Below are 25,489 nucleotides of genomic sequence, written 5' to 3' on the forward strand. Positions count from 1 at the left end.
CTGTCCGGCCCTAGGAGCCCTGGTGGCCGTTCACTGGGGCCAATGCGAGCAGGGCCACGTCGTCCTTGGCCCGGCCCGCGTACCGGACCAGGTCGTCCCGTACCGCCTCGGTGAGTGCGGCGAGGCCGTCGCCCGGGGCCAGCGCCGCCAGCCGCTCCCCCAGCGGATAGAAGGCCCCGGCCGCGTCGCGCGCCTCGGTCACCCCGTCCGTGTACGCGAGGATCCTGTCCCCCTCGGCGAGCTCCACCCGTAGCTCCCGGGGCGGCGCGAGGCCCGCGAGGCCGAGGCCCAGTGGCGGCGCGGGCTCGGCGGCCAGTTCGGCAGCGGTGCGGCCGCGCAGCAGGAACGGCCGGGGGTGGCCGCAGCTCACCACCCGTACGACGGGCTCGTCCGGCGGGAACTCCAGGAGCAGCGCGGTCGCGAACAGCTCGCCGGACCCGTCCGGCTCCGCGTCGACCACCAGGCGGCGGTCGAGGCGGGCGGCGACGCCCGGCAGCGTGGGCTCGTCGAGGACCGCCTCGCGGAAGGCGCCGAGCAGCGCGGCCACCGTGCCGACCGCCGCCAGGCCGTGGCCCTGGACGTCCGCGACCACCGCCCGTACGCCGTGCGGGCCCTCGCGCACGTCGTAGAAGTCGCCGCCGACCAGGGTGCCGCGCTGCGCGGCCTGGTAGAGCCCGGCGCAGCGCACCCGCCCCACCTCCTCCGGCAGCGGCGGCAGCACCGCGAGCTGGGCGGCCTCGGCGACGGTACGGACGGTCACCAGCTGGTGGTCGCGGCGCTGGCGCAGCCGGGCCACCACGATGCTGAAGACCACGACGACCGCGAGGGTGAGGATGTCGCCGGGGTGCGGGTACCAGTCGCGGGTGTGCGGCAGCAGGACGCCGGCGAAGGTGACGGTGGCCAGGACGACGGTGCCGACCGGGCCGTAGGCGAAGGCGGCGAGGGGCGGCACGGCGGCCAGGAAGTAGCCGAGCTCGACCCCGTTGGGGGTGCCGAGCTGGGCGGCCGTGATCCCGGCGAGGACCACCACCGGGAGCGCCCGCTGCCACAGCGGCCGGGGGGCGACCGGCAGCAGCCCGGACGCGCCCTCGTCCACCATGGCGAAGCTCCTCGGCCGCCGGGTTTCTGCTGCTATCTCCTGTTCTACGTCACTCGGTGAGCGAGCGCCCCATCAGCACGTCGTCCACGTACTCCCCGTCCAGCAGGAACTCTCCGGGCAGAACGCCCTCGACGGCGAAGCCCTCCGACTCGTAGAGCCCCCGGGCGGGCGTGTTGTGGCCCAGGACGCGCAGGGTCAGCCGCCGGGCGCCCTGGCGCCTCGACTCGTCCATGGCAGCGCGCAGCAGGGCGCGGGCCACGCCCTTGCCCCGGGCGCGGTCGGCGACGGCCAGGCCCTGGATCTGGCGTACGTGGTTGTTGCAGTCGAGCCGGGTGGCCCGGACCAGACGCAGATATCCGGCCACCCGGCCGTCGAGCTCGGCCACGAGGTAGTACGCGGGCGGGTTGGCGGGGTCGAAGAACGGCGCGAACGGCGGCTCGGGCCGGGGCTGGACGGAGTGCACCGGCGACCAGACGTCGCGGTCGAGCTCGGCGAGGGCGGCTTCGTCGATGTGACGGGCGGGGCGTATGTGCGGATCGGGCATGGGGCCACTGTGCCATCGGGGGGCCGGTACGGAAGCATGGTTTCCGCCCCGGAGCGGGGCACCCTCCACCATCGGGAGAAGGCGGCATGCGGATCGCGATCACGGGCTCGACGGGGCTCATCGGCACGGCGCTCGCGCAGTCACTGCGGGCGGACGGGCACGACCTCGTCCGGCTGGTGCGGCGCCCGGCGCGGGCCGGCGACGAGGTCGAGTGGGACCCGAAGCGGCAGTATGTGGACACGGCCGGGCTCGCCGGGTGCGAGGCCGTGGTCCATCTGGCCGGTGCCGGGGTCGGGGACCACCGGTGGACCGCCGCGTACAAGAAGGAGATCCGCGACAGCCGGGTGCTCGGCACGGCCGCCCTCGCCGAGGCCCTGGCCTCGCTCGACGTGCCGCCGAAGGTGCTGGTGTGCGGCACGGCGATCGGCTACTACGGCGATACGGGCACGCGCGCGGTGGACGAGGAGGCGCCGCCCGGCGACGGCTTCCTGGCGGGGGTCTGCGTGGAGTGGGAGGAGGCGGCGGCCCCGGCGCAGGAGGCGGGCGTCCGTACGGTGTTCGCGCGCACCGGTCTGGTGGTGGCCCGCGAGGGCGGCGCCTGGGGCAGGCTCTTCCCGATCTTCCGGGCGGGGCTCGGCGGGCGGCTGGGCAGCGGCCGCCAGTACTGGTCGTTCATCTCCCAGCACGACCACATCGCGGCGCTGCGGCACCTGCTCGACACCCCCGAGCTGTCCGGCCCGGTGAACCTGACGGCCCCTGAGCCGGTCACCAACCGCGAGGTGACGGCGGCGATGGCCCGCGCCCTGCACCGCCCGGCGCTCTTCCCGGTCCCGGCCCCGGCGATCCGGCTGGCCCTTGGCGAGTTCGCGGAGGACGTCCTGGGCAGCCAACGGGTCCTCCCCCGCCGCCTCCTGGACTCGGGCTTCCGGTTCGCCTTCCCGGGGATCGACGAGGCGATCGGGGCGGTGGCGCGGTAGGGGTGGCGCGGTAGCGGTAGGGGCAGGACGGCGGCAGCGGCCCCTACCTGTCGCCCGTCCGGAACAGCACCGGCGCACGGCATGCGGGCGCGTGCCTCCGTGCCCGGTCGCGTGCGCGAGTCGCGGATTCGACCGCGCTTTCTACTCTCTCTCCGAACTCCTGCATTTCGTGGGCCGGTTGGGGGCATGAGGCCTCCACCAATCCGCGCCGACCTCAGGGAGGGGCACGTGCTCAGCACCGCACACCATGCGGACGTCGTCATCGTGGGGGCCGGGCTCGCCGGCCTGTCAGCGGCTCATCAGCTGACCGGCGCGGGGGTCACGGTCATGGTTCTGGAGGCCGCCGGGGAGGTGGGCGGGCGCATGTCCACCGAGCACCTCGACGGCTTCCGCCTCGACCGGATCGGCCAGCTGCTCTCCACCTCGTATCCGGAGCTGATGCGCACGCCCGGCCTGGACGGCCTGGCCCTGAGCGCGTTCGCGCCCGGGGTGCTCGTCCACAGCGCGGGCCGCCATTACCGGGCGGGCGTGCCACGGAGCGCGCGGGGCGCACTCGCCGCAGCGCGCGCCCTGGCGAGCGCCCCCCGGGGAGGCCCCAGGGGCGTGCCGAGGAGCTCCGCGCGGGGCGGCTCCCGCGGCGCCCCGACCCCGCTCGGCGGCGCGCTCGACCAGGCCCGGCTCGGCGCGTCGCTCGCCCGCCTCGCCGCGACCCCCGTCGAGCGGCTGCTCGCCCGGCCCGAACTGCCCATCGGGGCAGCCCTGCAGACCCGCGGTCTGCCCGCCCGCACCCTGGACGGGTTCGTACGCCCCCTGCTCTCCGCGCTCCTCTGCGACCCCGACCTCACCACCTCCAGCCGCTGCGCCGACCTCGCCCTGCGCGGCTTCGCGCGCGGCCGGCTGTGCGTGCCGTCGGGGGGCGCCTCGGTGCTGCCGGAGCTGCTCGCGGCCGCGCTGCCGCCCGGCACGGTCCGTACCGGTGTGAAGGTCACCTCGGTCGCCACGACCTCCGTGACCACCGCCGACCACGGCGTCCTCGGCTGCCGCTCGCTGCTGCTCGCCACGGACGCGCGCGCCGCCGCCGAGCTGCTGCCCGGACTCCGGGTGCCGCCGTTCCACCCGGTGACGGTGGTCCACCACACCGCCCCCGCGCCCCCGCTGGCCGAACCCGCGCTGCTGCTCGACGCGGACAGGAGCGGCCCGGTGGCGCACACGGTGGTGATGAGCGAGGTCGACCCGGCGCGCGCGCCGCACGGCCGGGCGCTCGTCAGCTCCACCGTGCTCGGGCCCCCGCCGCCGGACCTGGAGGCCTCGGTCCTGGCGCATCTGGCCCGGCTGTACGGGACGTCGACGGCCGGCTGGGACCTGCTCGCCGTCCGGCACACCCCGGAGGCGGTCCCGGCGATGCCCGCGCCCCATGACATACGCCGCCCGGTGCGCCTCCTGGCCGGCCTGTACGTCTGCGGGGACCACCGCGACACCAGCACCGTCCAGGGCGCCCTGTACTCGGGCCGCAGGGCCGCACACGCGATCCTGGCGGACCTGGGGTTGCGCACGGCGTCCCAGGCTCCCTCGGCAATCCGGCCCGCGGCCTGACCCGCTTCCGCCTGCGGTGGTTCGTCTGCGGACCGTCGACGGCTGGTCGCGCAGTTCCCCGCGCCCCTGAATGCGCCCCTTCGGGGCGCCCAGGAAGTTGCCGCACAGCGGCATTCCTAGGGGCGCGGGGAACTGACGCGAGCAACCCAGCACGGTCCGCAGACGCAAGAGGGTTTAGGGGCGCGGGGAACTGCGCGACCAGCCACCCACACGGGGCGGCCGCGAGGCAACAGCAACGCACCCGCCCCGTGGGCGCCCCACCACCTACCCGAGCGCAGCCACCCGGTCGCGATACGTCCGTACCGCCGCCGCGTCCCGGTACGGCTCCAGGCGGCGCTCGAAGTCCCGCACATACTCCGTCGCCCGGACCGACCGCATCTCACTCGCCTGCTGCGCAGCCTCCGCGGCCAGCGCACAGGCCTGGTCGAGCTCGCCCAGGCCGAGCCGGGCGCAGGCCAGGACCACCCGGCAGAAGAGCCGTGAGCGGGCGTACGCGGGGGCGCGCAGCTGGAGGGAGCGCTCGGCGTGCTGCGCGGCCGCCCGGTACTGCTGGAGGTCGCGGTGGCAGTGGCCGAACTCGTCCGCAAGCTGCGCGTCGTCGAAGAACCGCGCCCAGTGCGGCACGTCGTCGCCCGGCCGGGCCGCCTCCATCGCCCGTTCCGCCCGCACCAGCGAGGCCGTGCACGCCCGGATCTCGCCGAGCACCCCGTGCCCGCGCGCCTCCACGGAGTGCAGCAGCGCCTGCACCACCGGCGGCGCCGAGGAGCCGACGCCCTGCTGGGCGACCCGCGCCAGCTGCACCGCCTCCCGGCCGTGGCCGAGGTAGACGGCCTGGCGGCTCATCGTGACCAGCACATACGACCCGTACGCCCGGTCGCCCGCCGCCTGCGCGAGCCGCAGCGCCTGGACGAAGTACCGCTGCGCCAGACCGTGCGCCGCGATGTCGTACGAGGTCCAGCCCGCGAGGCGGGTGAGGTCGGCAGCCGCCGCGAAGAGCCTGCGGCCGATGTTCTCGCCGTAGCTGCCACGCAGCATCGGCTCGGCCTCGTGCTCCAGATAGCGCACCAGGGCCTGGCGCGCGTGGCCGCCGCCGTAGGCGTGGTCCAGGGTGCGGAAGAGCTCCCCGACCGAGCGAAGGGCCGCGATGTCGCCGCTGGTCACCCGCTGTCCGGGGCCCCGGTCCGAGGTGCGCTGCCGGGGCACGCCCGGGCGGCCCTGGCTGGGGATGCGCGGCCCGGCGGCGGCCGCCTCGCCCGAGAAGCGCGGGGACGGGTCGCCGTGGCCGACACGTTCGTCGGCCCGCCCGATCAACCAGTCCCTGCTGGGCACCACCAGCCCGGCCGGGGTGAACGCGATCTTGCGAAGTTCGATGTGGCTCCCTGAGTCCTTGCGCCACAGACCGCTGACGATGTCGACGGCCTCCTCCGGGGTCGCCGCGAACTCCAGACCGGCGTACACCGGCGCGCAAGCGTCGAGCCCCAGGTCCTGTGCCGAGAGTCTGCGCCCCAGGCGCCGGGTGAACACCTCGGCGATCAGCGCGGGCGTGGTGCCGCGTGGCTGCTGCCCGCGCAGCCACCTGGTCACCGACGTCTTGTCGTACCGCAGATCCAGTCCGTGCTCCAGGCCGAGCTGGTCCACACGGCGCGCGAGGCCCGCGTTGGAGAACCCGGCCTCCGCGATGAGCGCGGCGAGCTGGCGGTTGGGCGTGCGCTGCGCGGGTCGTTCCGTCATCAGCTGTGCGATCTCCTGCCTTCCGGGCCAAGCGGGCAGCCCTCATGGAACGGGGGGAATTTAGCGGTCAATACCGCCCTGACCGCCGCCTTCGCCCCGCATTCATCCGATCGTGTGAGGAGGTGCCGTTTCTGCCCGCCGCACGCTGCCGTCGAACGCGGTCGTACAGTGGCTGAGGCGCATGTATGCACTGGGTGAGGAGCCGGGCGTGAACGAGCTGCGATTTGTCCGACTGGGTTTCGGCGACGACGCGGTCGAGTACCAGGAGGCCTGGGACGAGCAGCGGCGGGTGCACGCGGCCCGGTTCGCCGACGAGATCCCGGACACCTGCCTGCTCCTGGAGCACCCGCCGGTCTACACGGCGGGCCGGCGCACGGACCCCAGCGAGCGCCCCCTGGACGGCACTCCGGTCGTGGACGTGGACCGGGGCGGCAAGATCACCTGGCACGGCCCGGGCCAGCTGGTCGGCTACCCGATCCAGAAGCTGCCGCGCCCGGTGGACGTGGTCGCGCACGTGCGCCGCCTGGAGGAGGCGCTGATCCGCACCGCCGCCGACTTCGGCCTGGAGACCACCCGGGTCGAGGGCCGCAGCGGGGTGTGGGTGCTCGGCGACCCGGTGGAGCAGCGCCCCAAGCCCGCCGGGCTCTCCCTCGACTTCGACCCCCGGCTCACCGACGACGAGTTCGACCCGCGTCTGAACGGCCCGGAGTACGCGCCCTCCAACGCGGGCCAGCGCCGCGAGGACCGCAAGCTCGCCGCGATCGGCATCCGCGTCGCCAAGGGCGTGACCATGCACGGCTTCGCGCTGAACGTGAACCCGGACAACACCTGGTTCGACAGGATCGTGCCGTGCGGCATCCGCGACGCGGGTGTGACCTCGCTCTCGTACGAACTGGGCCGCGAGATCACGATCGCCGACGTCCTGCCGGTCGTCGAGAAGCACCTCAAGGACATCCTGGAACACGCGGAACTGGCGCCCAGGGAGATCGAGCGCGCTACCGCCTAGTACGCCCCGGGCGCCCCCGGTACGGGAATGCGCCCCCTTGGCCGTGGGTTGGCCAGACGTAATGCCACGCAAATAACGGGCGTACCCTGGTGTCCGCCGAAGAATCGAAGTCATAGGGAGCACGTCGTGTCCGCAGTCGCACCCGACGGACGCAAGATGCTGCGCCTGGAGGTCCGGAACAGCCAGACCCCCATCGAGCGCAAGCCCGAGTGGATCAAGACCCGGGCGAAGATGGGCCCCGAGTACACCAAGATGCAGGCCCTGGTGAAGAGCGAGGGGCTGCACACGGTCTGCCAGGAGGCGGGCTGTCCCAACATCTTCGAGTGCTGGGAGGACCGCGAGGCGACCTTCCTCATCGGCGGCGACCAGTGCACCCGGCGCTGCGACTTCTGCCAGATCGACACGGGCAAGCCCGAGGCGCTCGACCGTGACGAGCCCCGCCGTGTGGGCGAGTCCGTGGTCACCATGGACCTGAACTACGCCACGATCACCGGCGTCGCCCGCGACGACCTGGCGGACGGCGGAGCCTGGCTGTACGCGGAGACCGTGCGCCAGATCCACGCGCAGACGGCGGACCGCGCCGACGGCCGCACCAAGGTCGAACTGCTCGCCCCCGACTTCAACGCGGTGCCCGAGCAGCTGGCCGAGGTCTTCTCGTCCCGCCCCGAGGTCTTCGCGCACAACGTCGAGACGGTGCCCCGGATCTTCAAGCGGATCCGCCCCGGCTTCCGCTACGAGCGCTCGCTCGACGTCATCACCCAGGCCCGCGACTTCGGCCTGGTGACCAAGTCGAACCTGATCCTCGGCATGGGCGAGACCCGCGAGGAGGTCAGCGAGGCGCTCCAGCACCTGCACGACGCGGGCTGCGAGCTGATCACCATCACGCAGTACCTGCGGCCGTCGCTGCGCCACCACCCGGTGGAGCGCTGGGTGAAGCCGCAGGAGTTCGTGGAGCTCAAGGAGGAGGCCGACGAGATCGGCTTCTCCGGTGTGATGTCGGGCCCGCTGGTCCGCTCCTCGTACCGCGCGGGCCGGCTCTTCCAGCAGGCCATGGAGCGCCGGGGCGCGACGGCTTCGACGATCTCGACGGCTTCGACGGAGGGCACCGCCGTCGGCGTGTGACCGTCCGCGACCGATTCGCCCGCGCGCACCGCGTGTGAATTCACGCACAAGACACTACCGGCCAGTAGCGGCCGATTCGACGCGGCTCGTACACCCTTCGCAGGTAGGAGGTGTGTACGGGCCGCGTCAGCGTTTCACCGGGGCGCGTCAAGGTTTCATTGGTGTTTGACCGTTCGGACACGCCCTGGTAACACCAGTCAGTGACGCTGGATTCACGCACCGCGCACGCCCCCGAGCGTGAGCCCGCGCGCACGCCCCGTTCCGTTCCGTATCGGTTCCCGTCCTGGGGAGGACCTCATGATGCAGTCCGCGACGACCGTACGCGCCACCGCGCTCCCGTCCGTCACCGACGCACTGCGCGCCATGGAGACCTTCCTGATGGGCGCCGGCCAGCGCACGGCCCGCCGTAACGCCTGGACCGCGGTCCTGGAGGACCGCCGTCGGGCCAAGGACCGGACCGAGGCGCAGCATGTACTGGAGGCCGTGGCTAGCCGTCGGTCCTAGGCCACGTAAACTTCAGTTCATGGCGAGGAAGGAAAACGCAGACACTACTGCGAACCCCGGGCGACTGAAGCAGATCGCCCTGACCTACAAGATGACCCGCAAGGCCGACTCGAAGGTCGGTCTCGTCGTCGCGGCAGTGGGAATCGTCACCTTCGGTGTCTTCCTCGCGTTCGGGTTCTGGATCGGTCACCCCATCTACCTGGGCATTCTCGGCTTCCTGCTGGCCTTCCTCGCCATGGCGATCGTCTTCGGACGCCGTGCCGAGCGCGCTGCCTTCGGGCAGATGGAAGGACAGCCGGGGGCCGCGGCCGCGGTGCTCCAGAACATCGGCCGCGGCTGGACGACGACCCCGGCGGTGGCGATGAACCGCAGCCAGGACGTCGTGCACCGGGCGGTCGGCAAGGCCGGCATCGTGCTGGTGGCCGAGGGCAACCCGAACCGGGTGAAGTCGCTGCTGGCGGCCGAGAAGAAGAAGATGGCGCGGATCGTGGTGGACGTACCCGTCCACGACGTGATGGTCGGCGACGGAGAGGGCCAGGTGCCCTTGAAGAAGCTCCGCACCACGCTGCTGAAGCTCCCGCGCGTCCTGGCGGGGCCGCAGGTCACCGCGGCCAACGACCGGCTGCGCGCGATGGGCGACCTGATGAGCAACATGCCGCTTCCCAAGGGGCCGATGCCCAAGGGGATGCGGATGCCGCGCGGCGGGAAGGCGCGCTAAGCACTTACGTGCATGTACGGGAAAGGGCGGCCCGGACCGAGAGGTCCGGGCCGCCCTTTCCCGTGCGTACGCGTTCGGGCGCGGGCCGTGCGTGGCTGGTCGCGCCCACGCGGCGGAGCCGCACAATGTGACAGCCCCGCGCCCCTCTGGGGCGCCCCTTCCCGTACGTACGGGAACTAGATCCGGACCTGGATCGCGCGCGCCAGGCGGTCGTGGAGGCCTCGGCCGTCGCGGTCCCAGACCAGGGCCGGGATGGCGAGGCACAGCAGCACGCTGCGGAGCAGGGACCGGAAGAAGCCGAGGCGGCCGCCGCCCTCGGCGATCAGGCGCAGGCCCAGGATGCGCTTGCCGGGGGTGAAGCCGACCGTGCCGACGGTCAGGATGCTCATCACCAGGAAGACGACGAGCGCCCAGTTGTTGGTGAGGTGGAGGGTGCGGTGCGCGAGGAGCCCGTATGCGATCAGGGCGCTCACCGACCAGTCGATGAAGATGGCGCCGAAGCGCCGACCCAGGGGGGCGATGGCGCCCGGCCCCTCCTCCGGCAGACCGAGCTGCTCGCCCCGGTAACCGAAGTCGACGCCCATCTCCTCGGCCGCCGCGCGGGGCCCGGAGAGCCACGATCCGATTGCTTGCCTGTTGTCCACGCTTCCACGGTACCGGCCGGTGTTCGGGGCCCCGCCCCCGGGATGGCCGGGAGGGCCGCATTTATCCTATTTATACGGGTCTTGATGTGCCGCCTACCCCGGCCCCGGTTAACTTGGGCGAAACAAACGGGTCACGCTTGAGAAATCCCGCCTGCCTATGGTCAGGTCCAGCGTGTGCCACCGCACTGGCCGCACCACGAGCTACAACCCCGTCTCCCCCGGACGGGAGTAGGAGGAGTTGGATGTTCCAGAACGCCGACGACGCCAAGAAGTACATCGCGGACAACGACGTCAAGATGGTCGACGTCCGGTTCTGCGATCTTCCCGGCGTGATGCAGCACTTCACGATTCCGGCGACGGCGTTCGACCCGTCCGAGGAGCTCGCCTTCGACGGCTCGTCGATCCGTGGCTTCCAGGCCATCCACGAGTCCGACATGGCGCTGCGCGCCGACCTGTCGACCGCGCGCCTGGACCCCTTCCGCCGCGACAAGACGCTGAACATCAACTTCTTCATCCACGACCCGATCACGGGTGAGCAGTACAGCCGCGACCCGCGCAACATCGCCAAGAAGGCCGAGGCCTACCTCGCGTCGACCGGCATCGCGGACACCGCGTACTTCGGCCCCGAGGCCGAGTTCTACGTCTTCGACAGCGTGCGCTTCAGCACCGCCGCGAACGAGGGCTTCTACCACATCGACTCCGAGGCCGGCGCCTGGAACACCGGTGCGGTCGAGGACAACCGCGGCTACAAGGTCCGCTACAAGGGCGGCTACTTCCCGGCCCCGCCGGTCGACCACTTCGCCGACCTGCGTGCCGAGATCTCCCTGGAGCTGGAGAAGTCCGGCCTCCAGGTCGAGCGCCAGCACCACGAGGTGGGCACGGCCGGCCAGGCGGAGATCAACTACAAGTTCAACACGCTGCTGGCCGCGGCCGACGACCTGATGCTCTTCAAGTACATCGTGAAGAACGTCGCGTGGCGCAACGGCAAGACCGCGACCTTCATGCCGAAGCCGATCTTCGGCGACAACGGCTCGGGCATGCACGTGCACCAGTCCCTGTGGACCGCCGGCGAGCCGCTCTTCTACGACGAGCAGGGCTACGCGGGCCTGTCGGACACCGCCCGCTACTACATCGGCGGCATCCTCAAGCACGCCCCGTCGCTGCTCGCCTTCACCAACCCGACGGTGAACTCCTACCACCGCCTGGTCCCCGGCTTCGAGGCCCCGGTCAACCTGGTGTACTCGCAGCGCAACCGCTCCGCCGCGATGCGCATCCCGATCACGGGCTCGAACCCGAAGGCGAAGCGCGTCGAGTTCCGCGCCCCGGACCCGTCCTCGAACCCGTACCTGGCGTTCTCGGCCCTCCTCCTCGCGGGCCTCGACGGCATCAAGAACAAGATCGAGCCGGCCGAGCCGATCGACAAGGACCTCTACGAGCTCGCCCCCGAGGAGCACGCGGGCGTCCCCCAGGTCCCGACCTCCCTCCCGGCGGTACTGGAGGCCCTGGAGGCCGACAACGAGTACCTCCAGGCGGGCGGCGTCTTCACGTCCGACCTGATCGAGACGTGGATCGACTACAAGCGCACGGCGGAAATCGCCCCGATCCAGCTGCGCCCGCACCCGCACGAGTTCGAGCTTTACTTCGACATCTAAGCCGCGGATTCCGTACGAAGGCCGCCACCCCGCTCCGGGGTGGCGGCCTTCGCCGTGACGCCCCGGACGGGAAGCGAGCAGGCTACGCCGCAGGCGACTCGGGAATGCGCCAGATGATCCGGAACCGTTCGGCGTCGGGAAGTCCGAGCGGGCCCACCGGACTGATCTGTTTGATCAGGTAGCCGAAGACCATGTGATGCGCCTCCTCCGACACCTCGTCCCAGGTGTCGGGAGTCACGATCATCACCTCGCGCATCAGGCTCAGATCCGACTCGTTCTCCAGCATCTCCGCCCGGTCTTCCCGGTCCATCGCCTCGTCGGCACGCATGGCACGGATCGACTCCGCGAGGAGATTCGGCTCGCGGTCAAGGCGCCGCAGAATCTCCTGGCAGCCGTACTGGAAGGCCGCGTACGCCTCCATGGCCTCCCGGCCGGGATGGTGGTAGCCGTACGGCGCGCCCTCCTCCGCCCCGACGTAGTCACCCTTCAGCACGTGCAGCAGGACTCGCAGCGTGTGTTCGGCTCCCTGCTCCTCCATCTGCTTCACCATCAGCCGGACCCAGTCGTCCTCCGACACCAGCGGCTCGTGCGGAACGGCCAGCGACGGGTGGATCTCGATGGCGTTGAACGGGTTGAGTATCGCCCCCATGACCAGTTCCGGCGTCCACTTGCCGTCCTCACCTCCCCAGCCGCCGTTGACGAGCTCCTGGAACGACTTCAGCGCGCCGGACTCCCCTTCACCGATCGCGCGCCACAGCGGCAGGAACCTGGCTGCCTCGGACTCCTCGTCCCGGGGCGGGCTGCACTGCCCGGCCAGGACCAAAACGATGTCGTGGACGGTTTCCCAGCGCGGCACCCGTATCCCGTTGACGGCGGAGCGAACACTCTCATGGCTGGCCGCCGACAGCCGGTCCTCGCGGCTGCGGATGAGCGTGCTCACCTTCCGGAAGCTCAACCGGCCTGCCGCGCGGTGCAGTTCCTGCATCGCTTCGACCAACTCCCCGTGCGGGCCAACGGGTTTGGGCGGGACGCCGGAAGTGGACAACAGGATTCCTCCATCCTCGGGGTGTCAAGTTCCGCCAACACGGTAGAAGCCGCAGGCCACGGGCGAGTCAGTATTCGTCAAGTTCGCCGGTCCGCCCGCCAAACCGTGACTCGCGGCCGACCGGCGAGGTGAGCATGGAGAAGGCGCCGACAGAGCGCCCTCGTCCAAGGAGTTGCCGCGCATGCACATCCCCGCCTACGCCCACGACACGATCCGCGCCGCCGCGCTGCCCAGCATGCCCACGTCTCGGCAAGTGGGCGGCTTGGATTGCTGTCTGTGCGACAAGCCGTTCGGTGAGGAGCTCGCTGCCATACCGCTCGGTCCGACACCGACGTCCGGGCTGTTCGGCTGCCGCCCCTGTCTGACCCGCTTGATCACCCGGGCACGGCGGGCCCGCGATACCGCGCTGGCCCACGACGCCGAGCGGGCCCGAGCGGAGTCCGCGGCCTGGATGCCGCTACGTGAACGGCATCTCGCCCGGCTCGACAGCGTGCGGCAGGCCGCCGAGGCCGTGGCCGGGCTGGCCCGGGGCGGCGATGCGGAGGCACTGCGCGTCGCCTGGCTGCTGGTCTCGCTGGAGTCCGCGTACGCCTGGGTCCCCGACACGCCGGACCCACCCGCTTCTTTGGATCGTGAGGACTCGGAGCTGAAGGACGAGGCCTTCCGGCTCGACCTGGCCATGATCACGGCGCGGGAGGCGGTGGCGGAGCGGCTCGCCTACCACCTGATCAACGAGGCGCAGCCCGAGGAACCGGAGATGTGCGAGGAGTTCGAGTGCCCGGAAGGCTGCTCGGGCCGCCACGACTCCTCGGACATCGACTGCGGGCCGGACGCCGTCTTCGAGGATCTGGCACAGCACGGAATCACCGTGGAGAAGCCGGAGCCCGAACCTCCTTCCCCGCGACTCGCGTCCCTCTTGGGGAGGACCGAGGCGGAGGAGAAGCGTCCCCCACTGCCGGACATCGAGGAGCACGCCCTTGCTGTCCTGGCCCACTTCGGCGTCGACGCGGACGACACGGACGTGCTGGTGAGCGCGGCGGCGGTCGGCCTGGTAGCCGACGCCTGGCGCGAGGGGCCACTGGACGTGATCCACGCGGCCGACGATGGGCCGACCGACGGGGAGATCTTCGCGCAGAGCGTCGATCTGTACCGAAGGGCCCGCGCGGCGCTGATGGCCGCGCGGGACGACGGGCCCGGGGTGTTGCTCGCGTTCGTCACCGTAGCCTCGGACGTGGACCTTCCGTGGGCCGGTGGCTCGCGCTTCGCGCTGCGGACGGTGCCCGAATCCGTGGCCGAGTTCGTACAGCAGGTCAACGACCGGGTCTGGTTCACCGCGGAAGTGATGCGTGAACAGGGATGGCATGCGGGGCTGCTGCATAGAGCGGCTTCGGCCGCGATGAAGGCTCCCGACCACTTCGGTATGCCGGGCTGGCCCGGCGCCATCGCCTCGGTCATGGAGCGTCTCGCCGCCCTGGACCGGTCGGGCGCACCCGAGGCGCTGACAGACCTCGCGGCGGTGGAGGCCGCGCTGCTCGAAGCGCCCGACCGGCTGGGGGCAGACGCCCTCGACTGGATTTGCCGCCAGGCATGAGCGGCAGACCTTTGTCAGAGACCGGGCACTCGCAATGGGGTCGCGCCCCGGCCAAGCAGTGGGCGGAGGCCGCGCTGTGAAGTGGGACGAAGTAACCCTCGTCATCCTCGCCGCGTTCGGTTGCGTCACACTACTGCTGACGCAGATCAGCGAGGTGCTGTCGCGGCTGCCACAGATCATCCGGGCGTGGCGGCAACTGCGGCACGAACTGAGCGGTGGCACCGAACCCGGCTTTCGGGATCACCCGGCAGGAGTGACAAACCCGGACACACCTTCGGTCGACCCCAGCAGCAGGGCCCGCACGACCGGAGAGCCCGAAGCAGGGCGGGACGAGGCCTGATCCGGTCAACAGCCTGCCGTGGTCTGCCGCCTTCACCCGACCCGTTTCCGCGCCAGTAGCTGAATCCCCGTCGACGTGTGCCCGTTCATCGTCGTCACCGTGATGTGGCGGGTCAGAGGGGGGTCGAAGGCAGGAGCGAGGAGAGTTGTGAACCAGGGTTCCGGGTGGTGGCGGCATGTGGCGCCGTCGGTCGTCTCGAAGACTCCGTACGGGGACGAGGGGCCGTGGGTCGCCGCGTACTCGTCGTAGCGGGCGCGGTTGCGGGGGTCCGACTGGAGGACGTAGTCGCTGATGTAGAGCGTGCCACCGGGCTTCAGTACGCGGGCCAGTTCGGCGATCAGGGCGTGCTGCGCAGCGTCGTCGGGGACACAGGTCAGGACCGCGAAGAGGAGGACCATGTCGGCGCTCTCGGCGGGGAGCGGCAGCGTCGGTGGGGCGTCGAGGGTGACGAAGCGCAGGGCCGGGTGGCGGGTGCGCGCTTCCGCGATCATGCCGGGAGATGTGTCCGCGCCCGTCAGGTTCGTGAAGCCCCGCTGAGTGAGGTCGGCCATCGTACGGCCGTATCCGCAGCCGTAGTCGAGGACCGCCGTCTGCCGGTCCACGTCCGCCAGCCAGGGCGCGTACAAGGGGTGCGTGAAGACCTTCTGGCCCGCCGCCGCGTCCCAGTACCCCGTCTGGGTGTCCCGGTCCGCGGGCGGAGGAGTGGAAGAGGGGGAGGAGGTCGTCGGCATGTGCTTCTCCTTGGGCGTTGTCCTTGCGAACTCGACCTTCCCCACCCCTTCTTGGCAAGATCGGGCGCTCTCCGGTCAGATTACGTCCTGATCGAATCCGATCGTGTCCCATCACGCCCGAGAGGAACCCCCTTGCGCCCCCGCCCCGCGCTCCGCACCGCCGCCCTGGCCGCCGTCGTCCTCGCGTCCGCCCTCACCGCCCAAGCCGGCACAGCCGCCGCCGACGCCCCCGCCCCCCTCAAGACCGAGGCCGTCTTCAACAACCCCACCGGGACCGCCGCCGAGCAGCAGGCCGTAGTCGCGCGGCAGGTGGAGCTCGTCGCGGGGGCGCCGGCCGGGGCGCGGATACGGCTGGCCATGTTCTATGCCGACGACCCGGCCCTGCCCGACGCGCTGATCGCCGCCCATCAGCGGGGCGTCGACGTGCAGGCGGTCTTCGACGAGAAGGCCGTGGGCATGGCCCCGTACAAGAGCCTGCTGGCCGAGCTCGGTGGGGACACGGCCAAGGGGTCGTGGGTGATGAGCTGCGGGGCCGGGCGCGGGTGTGTCGGTACGCGGGCGCTCGGGACCGTCGACGCCATCAACCACAACAAGTTCCTGCTGCTCTCGCAGACCGGCTCCACCCCGAACGTCGTCGTCCAGTCCTCCGCCAATCTGCACGTCGGACGGGACGGGACCAAGGGGTGGAACAACGCCTTGGTCCTCACCGGCAACGACGGGATCTACCACGCCTATGACGGGTATTTCGACGATCTGCGAGCCCGGCGCGCCAACAACGACTACTACAGCAGCGGTCGGCCCCCCGTCGCCTCCGGCAACGCCAAGGCACACTTCTATCCGCGTGCCGAGAGCAACGGCTCGCCCTACAACGACCCGTCCGAGGACACCGTCGCCACGGTGCTCGACAACGTGCAGTGCTTCGGCAACTCCAAGTACGGCACGACCGACAACCACCGCACCCGCATCCGGGTCGGCATGACCATCTTCAGCCGCCCCTACCTCGCCGACCGGCTCGCCGAGCTCGACGCGCAGGGGTGCTACGTCGAGGTGTCCGAGACGTACAACCCGGACAGCGCGCTGGAGAAGCAGTCCCTTGAGACGCTGCTCAAGAAGACCTCCAGTGTGTACGGCGGGGTCATCACCAAGTACTACTGTCAGGCCGACTCCACCTGGATCCACGACAAGTACCTGTTGGTGGAGGGCAATTACTACGGCTCCCCCGACCGCAAGGTCCTGTGGACCGGCAGTCACAACTGGAGTGGGAACTCGCTGCGGCAGAGCGACGAGACCATGCTCCAGCTGGAGGACAGTGCCGTGTTCGACGCGTACGTGGCCAACTTCAACCAGCTGCGCGCCGCGACCACGCACCAGCCCGCCAACGGGGCCCCGGCGACCTGCTGAGCTCATGGACGGGGTGCCGCGCCCCCGGTCTGTGAAGGGGCGCGGCACTCGCTCGTCAGCGGCCGGAGCGGATCAGCGCCCGGACCATCCGGCACGTCGTGTCGGACGGCGGGTGCACTCCGATCAGCTCCGCCGTGCTCCGTATCTTGCGGTCGGGCGCGTGCTCCGGCTGGTACACACCCGTGTCGAGCAGCGCGATGGCCAGGCGCATCGCCTTGAGGCGCCTGTTGTGCGTCTCGTACCACGCACGCGGACGCCCGGCGGGAAGCGGCACCTTTTTCAGGGACGTCAGGGACATCAGGGACAGCTGTTGCGGGACACGCGAAGTCAGTACGGCAGCGGCCATGGGCATCCTCCTGGGCAGTCGGGAACCCTCACGAACTGCCTCAATTTTACTGCCCACCACTGACAATCGCCGCTGACAACCGTCGCTGGCCGTACGGTCTTTGAGCAGGTCACAGCCGTATCGGCGGTACCTTGTCCCCCATGGAGATCTGGATCAACCCCGCCTGTTCCAAGTGCCGCAGCGCCGTCGAACTGCTCGATGCGGAGGGCGCTTCGTATACCGTCCGCCGCTACCTCGAAGACGTACCGTCCGAGGACGAGATCCGGGCCGTGCTGGAGCGGCTCGGCCTCGAACCGTGGGACATCACGCGCACCCAGGAGGCCGACGCGAAGGAGCTCGGGCTCAAGGAGTGGCCGCGCGAGGCCGGCTCGCGCGACCGCTGGATCGCGGCGCTCGCCGCGCACCCCAAGCTGATCCAGCGGCCGATCATCACGGCGGAGGACGGTACGGCCGTGGTGGGCCGCACCGAGGAGGCGGTACGGGACGCGCTCTCCCGGTGAGGCCCGGGAGCCCGCCCCCTTAGCGAACCCGCTAGCGAACCCGCTCGTCCGTCCCCGCCACCTTCCGCGCGGTGACGTTCAGACGGTTCCACGTGTTGATCGTGAAGATCAGCGCGAGCAGCCCGCCGAGCTCCTGCTCGCTGAACTCCTCGGCCGCCTCCTCGAACACCTCGTCGCTCACCTCGCCGTCCGCGATCAGCGTCACCGCCTCGGTGAGGGCGAGCGCCGCGCGCTCCTGCGAGGTGAAGAAGTGCGCCGCCTCGCGCCACACGCCCACCATGTGCAGACGCTCCGGGTTCTCGCCCGCCTTGTGCGCGTCGCTGACGTGCATGTGGAGGCAGTACGCGCAGTTGTTGATCTGCGAGGCCCGTATCTGCACCAGCTCCACGAGGGCGGGGTCGAGGTGCTCGGTGGCCGCGATGTTCATGGCGATGATCGCCTTGAACGCCTTCGGGTTGGCCTTGGCGAAGTCGATCCGTACGGGGCTCTGGGCGGCGGCCAGGGCGATGGTCTCGTTGATGTCGGTCGTCTTCGGGGCGATCTGCGTCGTCGTCATGATCATTAATCTACGGGGCCGGGCGACCGGCCCACAGGTGCATTTCCGGGGCGGAAGGGTGGGTCAATTTCCGGGCCTCCGAGCACGACCCCGAGCCGACCCGAGCACGCCCCCGAGCCCGCCCCGCCCCGTTCCGTTGTCATACTTTCGGGCGAAACAATTGGTACTCAACGGGGAGGATCCCCCCGGAAACCCTCGCCTACCGTGGAGGCTTCCCCCACGCACCCCGCAGGGAGTCCCCATGCAGCAGAACTGGCTGTTCGGCGGCGTGTACGGGACCGTGCTGAGCAGCGCGCTGCTCGCGGCGCTGCACAGCGAGGGCACGCCGTACACCCCGTACTACAACGCCGCCTGGATCCTGGTGACCGCAGGCACCGCCGCGCTCGCCCACGCCTACGCGCACCACATGTCGTCCCACCGGCAGAACGGCGGCAGCCAACGCTGGCGACGCCTCGCCGTCACCCTCGCCGACGAGTGGCCGGTGATCATCGCCTGTATGCCCACCGTGCTGCTGCTCGTCGTCTCCGGGCTCGCGGGCTGGGCGGAGAGCGACGTCACCACCGCCGGGCTGCTCCTCAACACGGCGCTGCTGTTCGGCTGGGGCACGTTCGCCGCGCTGCGGGAGGGCTACCGGCGCCGGTCCGCCGCGTTCATCGGGGGCGCGGACGCGGCGATCGGGCTGCTCATCGCGGGGGCCAACGCCGTCATCAAATGACCCGGCCGGGCACCGGCTACCGCTCCCCTTTCCCCAGCTCCCCCTTCCCCAGCTGCCGCTCCGCCTCCGCCAGCACCTCCGTCACCCGCGCCCCGAACGCCGCGTCGCACGGATGCGGCGCCCCGCCGCGTACGGCACGCACCAGCGCGTCCAGGGCCGCCGCGAACGCCCCGGCCGCCCCGCCCGGGTCCGGCATCGCCACCACGCCGGGCTCGCCCAGGAACTCCACGCCCACGCCCGCCGCGGCCTCGGGCGCCGTGAAGCCGAGCGTCACCGTGGCGGAGGCGCCCGAGGCATGGCGCAGGATCAGATGGACCGTGTCGCCGGGGCCGGGCGCGGCCGTCACCGCCGTCACCTCGCCGAGCACCGGCACCAGGACCGACAGGGCGTGCGGGCCGACGTCCCAGAGCGCGCCCTTCTCCCGGCGCCAGGGCGAGGCGGCGTACGGGCTGGGGGCGGCGCCGGGGGTGAACAGCGTTCCGAGCCAGTGTGCGCGGCCGGTGAACCAGCCGTCGAGCGCGGCCCGGCTCTCGATCCAGCCGGCCGGGCCCGGGTCGAAGCGCAGGGTGAAGAAGACCACCGAGGCGACTCCCGCCCGCTCCGCCGCGTCCGCGACCTCGCGCGCGTGGCCGGTGTCCGTGGCGACCGGCTTGTCGAGCAGCAGATGGCACCCGGCCGCCGCCGCCCGTACCGCGAGCGGCGCCTGGACGTCCGGGGGAAGGGCGAAGGCGACCGCGTCGCAGGCCGCGAAGAGCTCGTCCACGTCCCCGTACACGGGGACGGAGTGCTCGGTGGCGAGCGCGGCCGCCGCCTCGGGGCGGCGCCCCCACACCCCGGCGAACTCGACGTCCGGGTGTGCGGCGAGCGCGGGCGCGTGCGCGGCGACGGCCCACGGGCCGGTGCCGAGGAGTCCGATCCGGAGGGGTGCGGGGCGGGCTGCGGTGCCGGATGCGTTGGTCATACGGACAAGTGTGCTCAGCACGGCGAACAAAATCGGCGCGATGAAAGAAACCTGAGTAACACCGGGTTCACAAATGGGCAACGGACGGGAAATCCCGGGATGTGAGGCTGCCCGCAACAGCCGCGGCGCCCCGCACGGCGCCCCACCGGCTTCCGCACCACCAGCAGCTCCCGCAAAGGATGGCTTCCGTGACGTTCAAGGCTGAGTACATCTGGATCGACGGCACCGAGCCGACGGCCAAGCTCCGCTCGAAGACCAAGATCATCGCGGGTGTGCCCGACAGCGCCGAGCTGCCGGTGTGGGGCTTCGACGGCTCCTCCACCAACCAGGCCGAGGGCCACGCCTCCGACCGGGTGCTGAAGCCGGTCTTCTCCTGTCCGGACCCGATCCGCGGCGGTGACAACGTCCTCGTCCTGTGCGAGGTCTTCGACATCGACGGCACCCCGCACGAGTCCAACACCCGCGCGCTGCTGCGTCCCCTCGCCGAGCGGTTCGCCGCGCAGGAGCCGATCTTCGGCATCGAGCAGGAGTACACGTTCTTCGACGGCGCCCGTCCGCTGGGCTTCCCGGTCGGCGGCTTCCCGGCCGCGCAGGGCGGCTACTACTGCGGTGTCGGCGCCGACGAGATCTTCGGCCGCGAGATCGTCGAGAAGCACCTCGACCACTGCCTCGCCGCGGGTCTGAGCATCTCCGGCATCAACGCCGAGGTCATGCCCGGCCAGTGGGAGTTCCAGGTCGGCCCGGTCGGCCCCCTGGAGGTCTCCGACCAGCTGTGGATCGCGCGCTGGCTGCTCTACCGCACGGCCGAGGACTTCAACGTCTCGGCCACGCTCGACCCGAAGCCGGTGAAGGGCGACTGGAACGGCGCGGGCGCGCACACCAACTTCTCCACCAAGGCGATGCGCGAGGGTTACGACGCGATCATCACCGCGTGCGAGTCGCTCGGCGAGGGCTCCAAGCCGATGGACCACGTCAAGCACTACGGCGCGGGCATCGACGACCGTCTCACCGGCCTGCACGAGACCGCCCCGTGGAACGAGTACTCGTACGGTGTCTCCAACCGCGGCGCCTCGGTCCGCATCCCGTGGCAGGTCGAGGTGGACAAGAAGGGCTACATCGAGGACCGCCGCCCGAACGCGAACGTCGACCCGTACGTCGTGACCCGGCTGATCGTCGAGACCTGCTGCACCGGTCTGGAGAAGGCCGGCCAGGTCTGAGCCGTCAGGTCCGGAGCCGGACCCGGCTCGCAGGAACCGTCCCCGAGGGCGCCCACCGCACACGCGGGTGGGCGCCCTCCGGGCATTGTGGCAGGGCGAGTTCCGGTCACCGTGTGCCAAGGTTCCGTATCAGCCTGTGGGAGGGCGCTGCTCAGCGGCGGGAGGATCTGGTTGAATGGGCACATGGCCAGCTACCCGAACCCCGCGACAGGTCGCAGCGACCTGGAGCCGTTCTGGCCGTCTCGTCAGGATCACGACTTCGACCGGGTGTGTTGCCGCGCGATGAACGCGCCGGCCCTCTAAAGCCTCCCTGACCCGAAGGCCTTCGGCCCGCGCGCAACGACGTACGTCCCCTGCCGACGACTCCGCGCGAAAGAGCTGACCTCTCATGGCGAACGCCCATACCTTCTCCGCCTCCGCTGCGACCGCCGCCCACCCCGGTCCCGTGCCCCTGGGACGCCATCGACTCCGTGCCGTCGACCGCGACGAGGTGGCCGTCACCGGCACCGTCGCCGACTTCCTTCCGCCGGGCGCCACTTGGCTGCCCGCGCCCCAGCACACCCTGCCCGCGCTGCCCGGCCGCCCGCCGATGGTCGGCTATCTGGTGCTCGTCCCGGCCGACCAGCAGCCGCTGCTCGCCGCCGCGCCCGAGCCGGTGGCCCAGGAGCCCGGCGCGGACGCGGCGACCGGCGGCGACGCGCTCGTGCGCATCGACACGGTCCGCCGCACCGCCGAGGTCGACGGGCGTGTGCTCGACCTCACGTACCTCGAATTCGAGCTGCTCGCCCATCTGGTGGCGCACCCTCAGCGGGTGCACACCCGCGACCAGTTGGTGACCACGGTGTGGGGGTACGGCCACGTCGGCGACGGCCGCACCGTGGACGTCCACGTCGCCCGGCTGCGCCGCAAGCTGGGCACCCAGCACCGCCACGCGATCCAGACGGTGCGGCGGGTCGGGTACAAGTACACGCCCTGATCCGCCCGTACGCGCTCACCGGGCTGCCCCCGGCACGGACCTCCGTGCCGGGGGCGCCCCCTTTTCCGGGCAAACTAGGAGGTCAGGGGGTGGTGGTAGGTACACCCCCGGCTGGGGGGACCGGCCCCGTGACCGCGCCCGGCGGTGCGGCGAGACTGGGGACCCGGAAGAGCGATGCGAGGAAGAGGACGACGATGATCGTGACAAAGGCACGGGACGCCCTGGTGGCGGCCCGGCGCGGGTCGGTGCTCTCGGCGTCCGGCGTCGTCGTCTCCATCACACTGTTCACCTGGACCGTGGTGTCCATCGCGCTGATACCCGTCGGCATCGGCGTACTGACCACCCCGCACGTCCTGACGCTGGTGCGCGCCCACGCCAACCGGCGCCGGGTGTGGGCGAAGGAGTGGGCGGGCGTGACCATCCCCGTGCCCTACCGCCCGCTCCCCCGCGATGTGCGGTCCGGGGTGACCGGGATGGTCGAGCGGTGCGGGCTGCTGCTGAAGGACCCGGCGACCTGGCGCGACCTCCAGTGGATGTTCACCGACATGACGGCGGGCTTCCTCATCGCGATCCTGGCGCCCGTGCTGCCGCTCTACTTCGTGTACGGGATCGTGCTCGCCGCGGGCGTCTGGGAGCCGATCGACCGGGCGGGCGGCGGCGAGTGGTTCACCTTCCTCCACATCACCTCGCAGTCCACCGCCAACATGGCCGTCGCCCTCGGCGCCGCCTACGCCCTCCTCGGCGTCTTCGTGAACCCGGCCCTGATCCGCGCCCACTTCCGGCTCGCCGCGCTCTCCCTGGCGCCGACCCGGGAGCAGGAGCTCGCGCTGCGGGTGGAGCGCCTCACCGAGACCCGGCACGACGCCGTGGACACCTCGGCCGCCGAACTGCGCCGCATCGAGCGCGACCTGCACGACGGGGCGCAGGCCCGGCTCGTCGCCATGGGCATGAGCCTGGGCACCGTGGAGGCGCTGATCGAGAAGGACCCCGCGCAGGCCAAGGCGCTGCTCGCCAAGGCGCGCGAGTCGTCCGCCGAGGCGCTCACCGAACTGCGCGACCTGGTCCGGGGCATCCACCCGCCGGTCCTCGCCGAGCGGGGCCTCGGCGACGCGGTGCGCGCCCTGGCGCTGCGCCTGCCGGTGCCGGTCGAGGTCGACGTGGAGCTGCCGGCCGGGCGCGCCGAGGCACCGGTCGAGTCGGCCGCGTACTTCGCGGTCAGCGAGGTCCTCACCAACGCGGTCAAGCACGCCGAGGCCGACCGGATCTGGCTCGACCTCTCGTACGCGAGCGGGGCACTGCGCATCTCGGTCACCGACAACGGGCGCGGCGGGGCACGGGTGGGCGGCGGCTCGGGGCTGAGCGGCCTGGAGCGGCGACTGGGTACATTCGACGGCGTCCTGGCCGTCAGCAGTCCCGTGGGCGGCCCCACCATGGTGACCATGGAGATTCCTTGCGCGTTGTCCTAGCCGAAGATCTCTTCCTGCTCCGCGACGGGCTCGTACGGCTCCTTGAGGCGTACGACTTCGAGATAGTCGCGGCGGTCGAGAGCGGGCCCGAACTGACCAGGGCGCTGGCCGAGTCGGACCCCGAGGTGGCGATCGTCGACGTACGGCTGCCGCCCACGCACACCGACGAGGGCCTCCAGTGCGCGCTGGCCGCCCGGCGGGCCCGGCCGGGGCTGCCGGTGCTCGTCCTGTCCCAGCACGTGGAGCAGCTGTACGCGCGCGAGCTGCTCGCCGACGGGAACGGCGGGGTCGGCTACCTCCTCAAGGACCGGGTCTTCGACGCCGAGCAGTTCGTGGACGCGGTGCGCCGGGTGGCGGGCGGGGGCACCGCGATGGATCCTCAGGTGATCTCGCAGCTCCTGACGCGCAAGTCCCGGGACGAGCCGCTGGGCGGCCTCACCCCGCGCGAGCGGGAGGTCATGGAGCTGATGGCGCAGGGCCGCTCCAACGCGGCGATCGCCAAGGAGCTCACCGTCACCGAGCGCGCCATCGCCAAGCACACCTCCAACATCTTCGCGAAGCTGAGCCTGCCGGTCTCGGACGACGACAACCGGCGGGTGCTGGCCGTGCTGGCTTATCTGGAGCGAGGGTGACCGCTTCGGGGGTGGGGATTCTGCTCGGCTGCGGATCGTGGTGGGCTGGTCGCGCAGTTCCCCGCGCCCCTCAGGGGGTGGCGGTGGGCCGGGGCTGGGAGGGACTGCCACTGACGGGCCCACCCCCCTCCACGCGCGGGTGGCGCGGGAACGGGTCCCCGGCGGGTTAGCCTGGCCGGAATGAACCGCATGAGCACGCCCTGGGGCGCGTACGACCTGACCCGCTTTCCCGAGGACCCGCGCGATCAGCTGCGGGCCTGGGACGCCGCCGACGAGTATCTGCTGCGGCACCTGGAGGACACGGACCTCTCGGGGGCCGTGGTGGCTCTCGGTGACCGGTGGGGCGCCCTGACGACCGCCCTCGCGGCCCGGGGGGCGGGCTCGCTCACGCAGATCAGCGAGTCCTTCCTCGGCCAGGAGGCGACCCGGGCGAACCTGGCGCGGGCGGGGGTGTCCGAGGACTCCGTCACGCTGCTCTCCACCCACGACGAGCCGCCCGCCCGGGTGGACGTGCTGATCGTCCGCGTACCGAAGAGCCTGGCTCTCCTGGAGGACCAGCTGCACCGGCTCGCGCCGGGCGTGCACGCGGACACCGTGGTCGTCGGCACCGGCATGGTGAAGGACATCCACACCTCCACGCTGAACCTGTTCGAGCGGCTCCTCGGCCCGACGAAGACCTCGCTGGCCGAGAAGAAGGCCCGGCTGATCTTCTGCGAGCCGGACCCGAGGCTGGCCCGGCCGGTGAACCCGTGGCCGCTGACGTACTCCCTGGAGATGGGCATCGGCCCGGCCTCCGGGCTCGCCGTCACCAACTACGCGGGCGTGTTCTGCGCCGACCGCCTCGACATGGGCACCCGTTTCCTGCTCCAGCACCTGCCCGCCCGCTCCGGCCCGGACCGGGTCGTCGACCTCGGCTGCGGCAACGGCATCGTGGGCACGGCGGCGGCGCTCGCCAACCCCGGGGCGACGGTGGTGTTCACGGACGAGTCGCACCAGGCGATCGCCTCGGCGCGGGCGACGTTCCGGCTGTGCACGGGCGCGGCCCGGGAGGCCGACGCCGAGTTCCGGCTCGGCGACGGGCTGAGCGGGTTCCCGCCGGGCACGGCCGACCTGGTGCTCAACAACCCGCCGTTCCACACCCATCAGGCCACCACGGACCGCACCTCCACGCGGATGTTCACGGACGCGCGCGAAGCGCTGCGGCCGGGCGGCGAGTTGTGGGTTGTGGGCAACCGCCACCTGGGCTACCACCTCAAGCTCCAGCGGCTCTTCGGCAACAGCGAACTCGTCGCCAGCGACCCGAAGTTCGTGGTGCTGCGCGCGGTCAAGCGCTGAACGTCCGATCGGGGCGACCGGTGTTTCTGGAGATACCTACGAAATAGCCGGGGCGTTGAACGCCCCGTGTGCCCCATGCGTATGGAA

Annotated in this window: 26 protein-coding genes; 17 read left to right on the forward strand and 9 right to left on the reverse strand. The window is 71.5% G+C overall.

Features of this window, described 5'->3' with window-relative positions; genetic code table 11:
• Positions 1-10 precede the first annotated feature (10 nt).
• Positions 11-1,099 carry a PP2C family protein-serine/threonine phosphatase gene (locus OG965_RS13725; protein WP_371652331.1) on the reverse strand — a complete coding sequence of 363 codons (1,089 nt, stop codon included), beginning with the start codon at positions 1,097-1,099 and terminating at the stop codon, positions 11-13.
• Between the two features lie 49 nt (positions 1,100-1,148).
• Entirely contained in the window at positions 1,149-1,643 is a 495-nt protein-coding gene (locus tag OG965_RS13730; protein WP_371652332.1) for an N-acetyltransferase family protein, read from the reverse strand.
• A gap of 86 nt (positions 1,644-1,729) precedes the next feature.
• On the opposite strand from OG965_RS13730, the gene OG965_RS13735 reads away from it, so the two are divergent.
• Positions 1,730-2,620, forward strand: coding sequence for a TIGR01777 family oxidoreductase (locus OG965_RS13735; protein WP_371652333.1), 891 nt, complete (start codon positions 1,730-1,732; stop codon positions 2,618-2,620).
• A 228-nt stretch (positions 2,621-2,848) separates the two neighbouring features.
• Complete coding sequence (locus OG965_RS13740) at positions 2,849-4,213, forward strand: NAD(P)/FAD-dependent oxidoreductase (RefSeq protein ID WP_371652334.1); 1,365 nt, start codon at positions 2,849-2,851, stop codon at positions 4,211-4,213.
• Positions 4,214-4,477: 264 nt separating this feature from the next.
• Here the strand turns inward: OG965_RS13740 and OG965_RS13745 are convergent, their stop codons facing one another.
• A complete protein-coding gene (locus OG965_RS13745; RefSeq protein ID WP_371652335.1) occupies positions 4,478-5,944 on the reverse strand; it encodes a regulator in 1,467 nt (488 codons plus the stop codon).
• Between the two features lie 208 nt (positions 5,945-6,152).
• Here OG965_RS13745 and lipB point away from each other — a divergent pair, with 208 nt between their 5' ends.
• From lipB to OG965_RS13765, 4 genes are all read left to right on the forward strand, one after another.
• Positions 6,153-6,950, forward strand: coding sequence for a lipoyl(octanoyl) transferase LipB (gene lipB / locus OG965_RS13750; protein ID WP_371652336.1), 798 nt, complete (start codon positions 6,153-6,155; stop codon positions 6,948-6,950).
• A 126-nt stretch (positions 6,951-7,076) separates the two neighbouring features.
• The gene (gene lipA, locus OG965_RS13755) at positions 7,077-8,072 is read left to right on the forward strand and encodes a lipoyl synthase (protein ID WP_371652337.1); all 996 of its coding nucleotides are present in this window, start codon (positions 7,077-7,079) and stop codon (positions 8,070-8,072) included.
• A gap of 300 nt (positions 8,073-8,372) precedes the next feature.
• Positions 8,373-8,576 (forward strand): hypothetical protein, encoded by a 204-nt coding sequence (locus OG965_RS13760; protein ID WP_371656936.1) that lies wholly within the window; start codon positions 8,373-8,375, stop codon positions 8,574-8,576.
• 19 nt (positions 8,577-8,595) lie between these two features.
• The gene (locus OG965_RS13765; RefSeq protein ID WP_371652338.1) at positions 8,596-9,294 is read left to right on the forward strand and encodes a DUF4191 domain-containing protein; all 699 of its coding nucleotides are present in this window, start codon (positions 8,596-8,598) and stop codon (positions 9,292-9,294) included.
• 176 nt (positions 9,295-9,470) lie between these two features.
• Here the strand turns inward: OG965_RS13765 and OG965_RS13770 are convergent, their stop codons facing one another.
• Entirely contained in the window at positions 9,471-9,938 is a 468-nt protein-coding gene (locus OG965_RS13770; protein WP_371652339.1) for an RDD family protein, read from the reverse strand.
• A gap of 242 nt (positions 9,939-10,180) precedes the next feature.
• On the opposite strand from OG965_RS13770, the gene glnA reads away from it, so the two are divergent.
• Complete coding sequence (gene glnA, locus OG965_RS13775; RefSeq protein ID WP_371652340.1) at positions 10,181-11,590, forward strand: type I glutamate--ammonia ligase; 1,410 nt, start codon at positions 10,181-10,183, stop codon at positions 11,588-11,590.
• Between the two features lie 82 nt (positions 11,591-11,672).
• Here glnA and OG965_RS13780 read toward each other — a convergent pair whose 3' ends face one another.
• Positions 11,673-12,530 carry a hypothetical protein gene (locus OG965_RS13780; RefSeq protein WP_371652341.1) on the reverse strand — a complete coding sequence of 286 codons (858 nt, stop codon included), beginning with the start codon at positions 12,528-12,530 and terminating at the stop codon, positions 11,673-11,675.
• Positions 12,531-12,816: 286 nt separating this feature from the next.
• Here OG965_RS13780 and OG965_RS13785 point away from each other — a divergent pair, with 286 nt between their 5' ends.
• On the forward strand, positions 12,817-14,226 hold the full coding sequence (locus OG965_RS13785) for a hypothetical protein (protein WP_371652342.1): 1,410 nt from the start codon (positions 12,817-12,819) through the stop codon (positions 14,224-14,226).
• Positions 14,227-14,302: 76 nt separating this feature from the next.
• Complete coding sequence (locus OG965_RS13790; RefSeq protein WP_371652343.1) at positions 14,303-14,566, forward strand: hypothetical protein; 264 nt, start codon at positions 14,303-14,305, stop codon at positions 14,564-14,566.
• A 32-nt stretch (positions 14,567-14,598) separates the two neighbouring features.
• Here the strand turns inward: OG965_RS13790 and OG965_RS13795 are convergent, their stop codons facing one another.
• Entirely contained in the window at positions 14,599-15,297 is a 699-nt protein-coding gene (locus OG965_RS13795) for a class I SAM-dependent methyltransferase (protein ID WP_371652344.1), read from the reverse strand.
• 132 nt (positions 15,298-15,429) lie between these two features.
• Between OG965_RS13795 and OG965_RS13800 the strand changes: the two genes are divergently transcribed.
• Positions 15,430-16,698 (forward strand): phosphatidylserine/phosphatidylglycerophosphate/cardiolipin synthase family protein, encoded by a 1,269-nt coding sequence (locus tag OG965_RS13800; protein ID WP_371652345.1) that lies wholly within the window; start codon positions 15,430-15,432, stop codon positions 16,696-16,698.
• A 55-nt stretch (positions 16,699-16,753) separates the two neighbouring features.
• On the opposite strand, the gene OG965_RS13805 is transcribed toward OG965_RS13800, so the two are convergent.
• On the reverse strand, positions 16,754-17,050 hold the full coding sequence (locus OG965_RS13805; RefSeq protein ID WP_371652346.1) for a hypothetical protein: 297 nt from the start codon (positions 17,048-17,050) through the stop codon (positions 16,754-16,756).
• A 134-nt stretch (positions 17,051-17,184) separates the two neighbouring features.
• Here OG965_RS13805 and OG965_RS13810 point away from each other — a divergent pair, with 134 nt between their 5' ends.
• Entirely contained in the window at positions 17,185-17,544 is a 360-nt protein-coding gene (locus OG965_RS13810) for an arsenate reductase family protein (protein ID WP_371652347.1), read from the forward strand.
• Between the two features lie 31 nt (positions 17,545-17,575).
• On the opposite strand, the gene OG965_RS13815 is transcribed toward OG965_RS13810, so the two are convergent.
• Complete coding sequence (locus tag OG965_RS13815) at positions 17,576-18,100, reverse strand: carboxymuconolactone decarboxylase family protein (RefSeq protein ID WP_371652348.1); 525 nt, start codon at positions 18,098-18,100, stop codon at positions 17,576-17,578.
• A gap of 241 nt (positions 18,101-18,341) precedes the next feature.
• On the opposite strand from OG965_RS13815, the gene OG965_RS13820 reads away from it, so the two are divergent.
• Positions 18,342-18,815: a hypothetical protein gene (locus OG965_RS13820; RefSeq protein WP_371652349.1), complete on the forward strand. Its 474-nt coding sequence runs from the start codon at positions 18,342-18,344 to the stop codon at positions 18,813-18,815.
• A gap of 16 nt (positions 18,816-18,831) precedes the next feature.
• On the opposite strand, the gene OG965_RS13825 is transcribed toward OG965_RS13820, so the two are convergent.
• Positions 18,832-19,776, reverse strand: coding sequence for a Gfo/Idh/MocA family protein (locus OG965_RS13825; RefSeq protein WP_371652350.1), 945 nt, complete (start codon positions 19,774-19,776; stop codon positions 18,832-18,834).
• 188 nt (positions 19,777-19,964) lie between these two features.
• Here OG965_RS13825 and glnII point away from each other — a divergent pair, with 188 nt between their 5' ends.
• The 5 genes from glnII to OG965_RS13850 all read left to right on the forward strand — a co-directional run bounded on the left by glnII (position 19,965) and on the right by OG965_RS13850 (position 25,402).
• Positions 19,965-20,993 carry a glutamine synthetase gene (gene glnII, locus OG965_RS13830; RefSeq protein WP_371652351.1) on the forward strand — a complete coding sequence of 343 codons (1,029 nt, stop codon included), beginning with the start codon at positions 19,965-19,967 and terminating at the stop codon, positions 20,991-20,993.
• A gap of 388 nt (positions 20,994-21,381) precedes the next feature.
• Positions 21,382-21,969 (forward strand): winged helix-turn-helix domain-containing protein, encoded by a 588-nt coding sequence (locus OG965_RS13835; RefSeq protein ID WP_371652352.1) that lies wholly within the window; start codon positions 21,382-21,384, stop codon positions 21,967-21,969.
• A 194-nt stretch (positions 21,970-22,163) separates the two neighbouring features.
• A complete protein-coding gene (locus OG965_RS13840; protein WP_371652353.1) occupies positions 22,164-23,435 on the forward strand; it encodes a sensor histidine kinase in 1,272 nt (423 codons plus the stop codon).
• Positions 23,420-24,067: a LuxR C-terminal-related transcriptional regulator gene (locus OG965_RS13845; protein WP_371652354.1), complete on the forward strand. Its 648-nt coding sequence runs from the start codon at positions 23,420-23,422 to the stop codon at positions 24,065-24,067. Before OG965_RS13840 ends, OG965_RS13845 begins: the two co-directional genes overlap by 16 nt.
• 189 nt (positions 24,068-24,256) lie before the next feature.
• The gene (locus tag OG965_RS13850; protein ID WP_371656937.1) at positions 24,257-25,402 is read left to right on the forward strand and encodes a methyltransferase; all 1,146 of its coding nucleotides are present in this window, start codon (positions 24,257-24,259) and stop codon (positions 25,400-25,402) included.
• The last annotated feature ends 87 nt before the right edge of the window (positions 25,403-25,489 follow it).

The organism is Streptomyces sp. NBC_00224 (assembly GCF_041435195.1).
GTDB lineage: Bacteria > Actinomycetota > Actinomycetes > Streptomycetales > Streptomycetaceae > Streptomyces.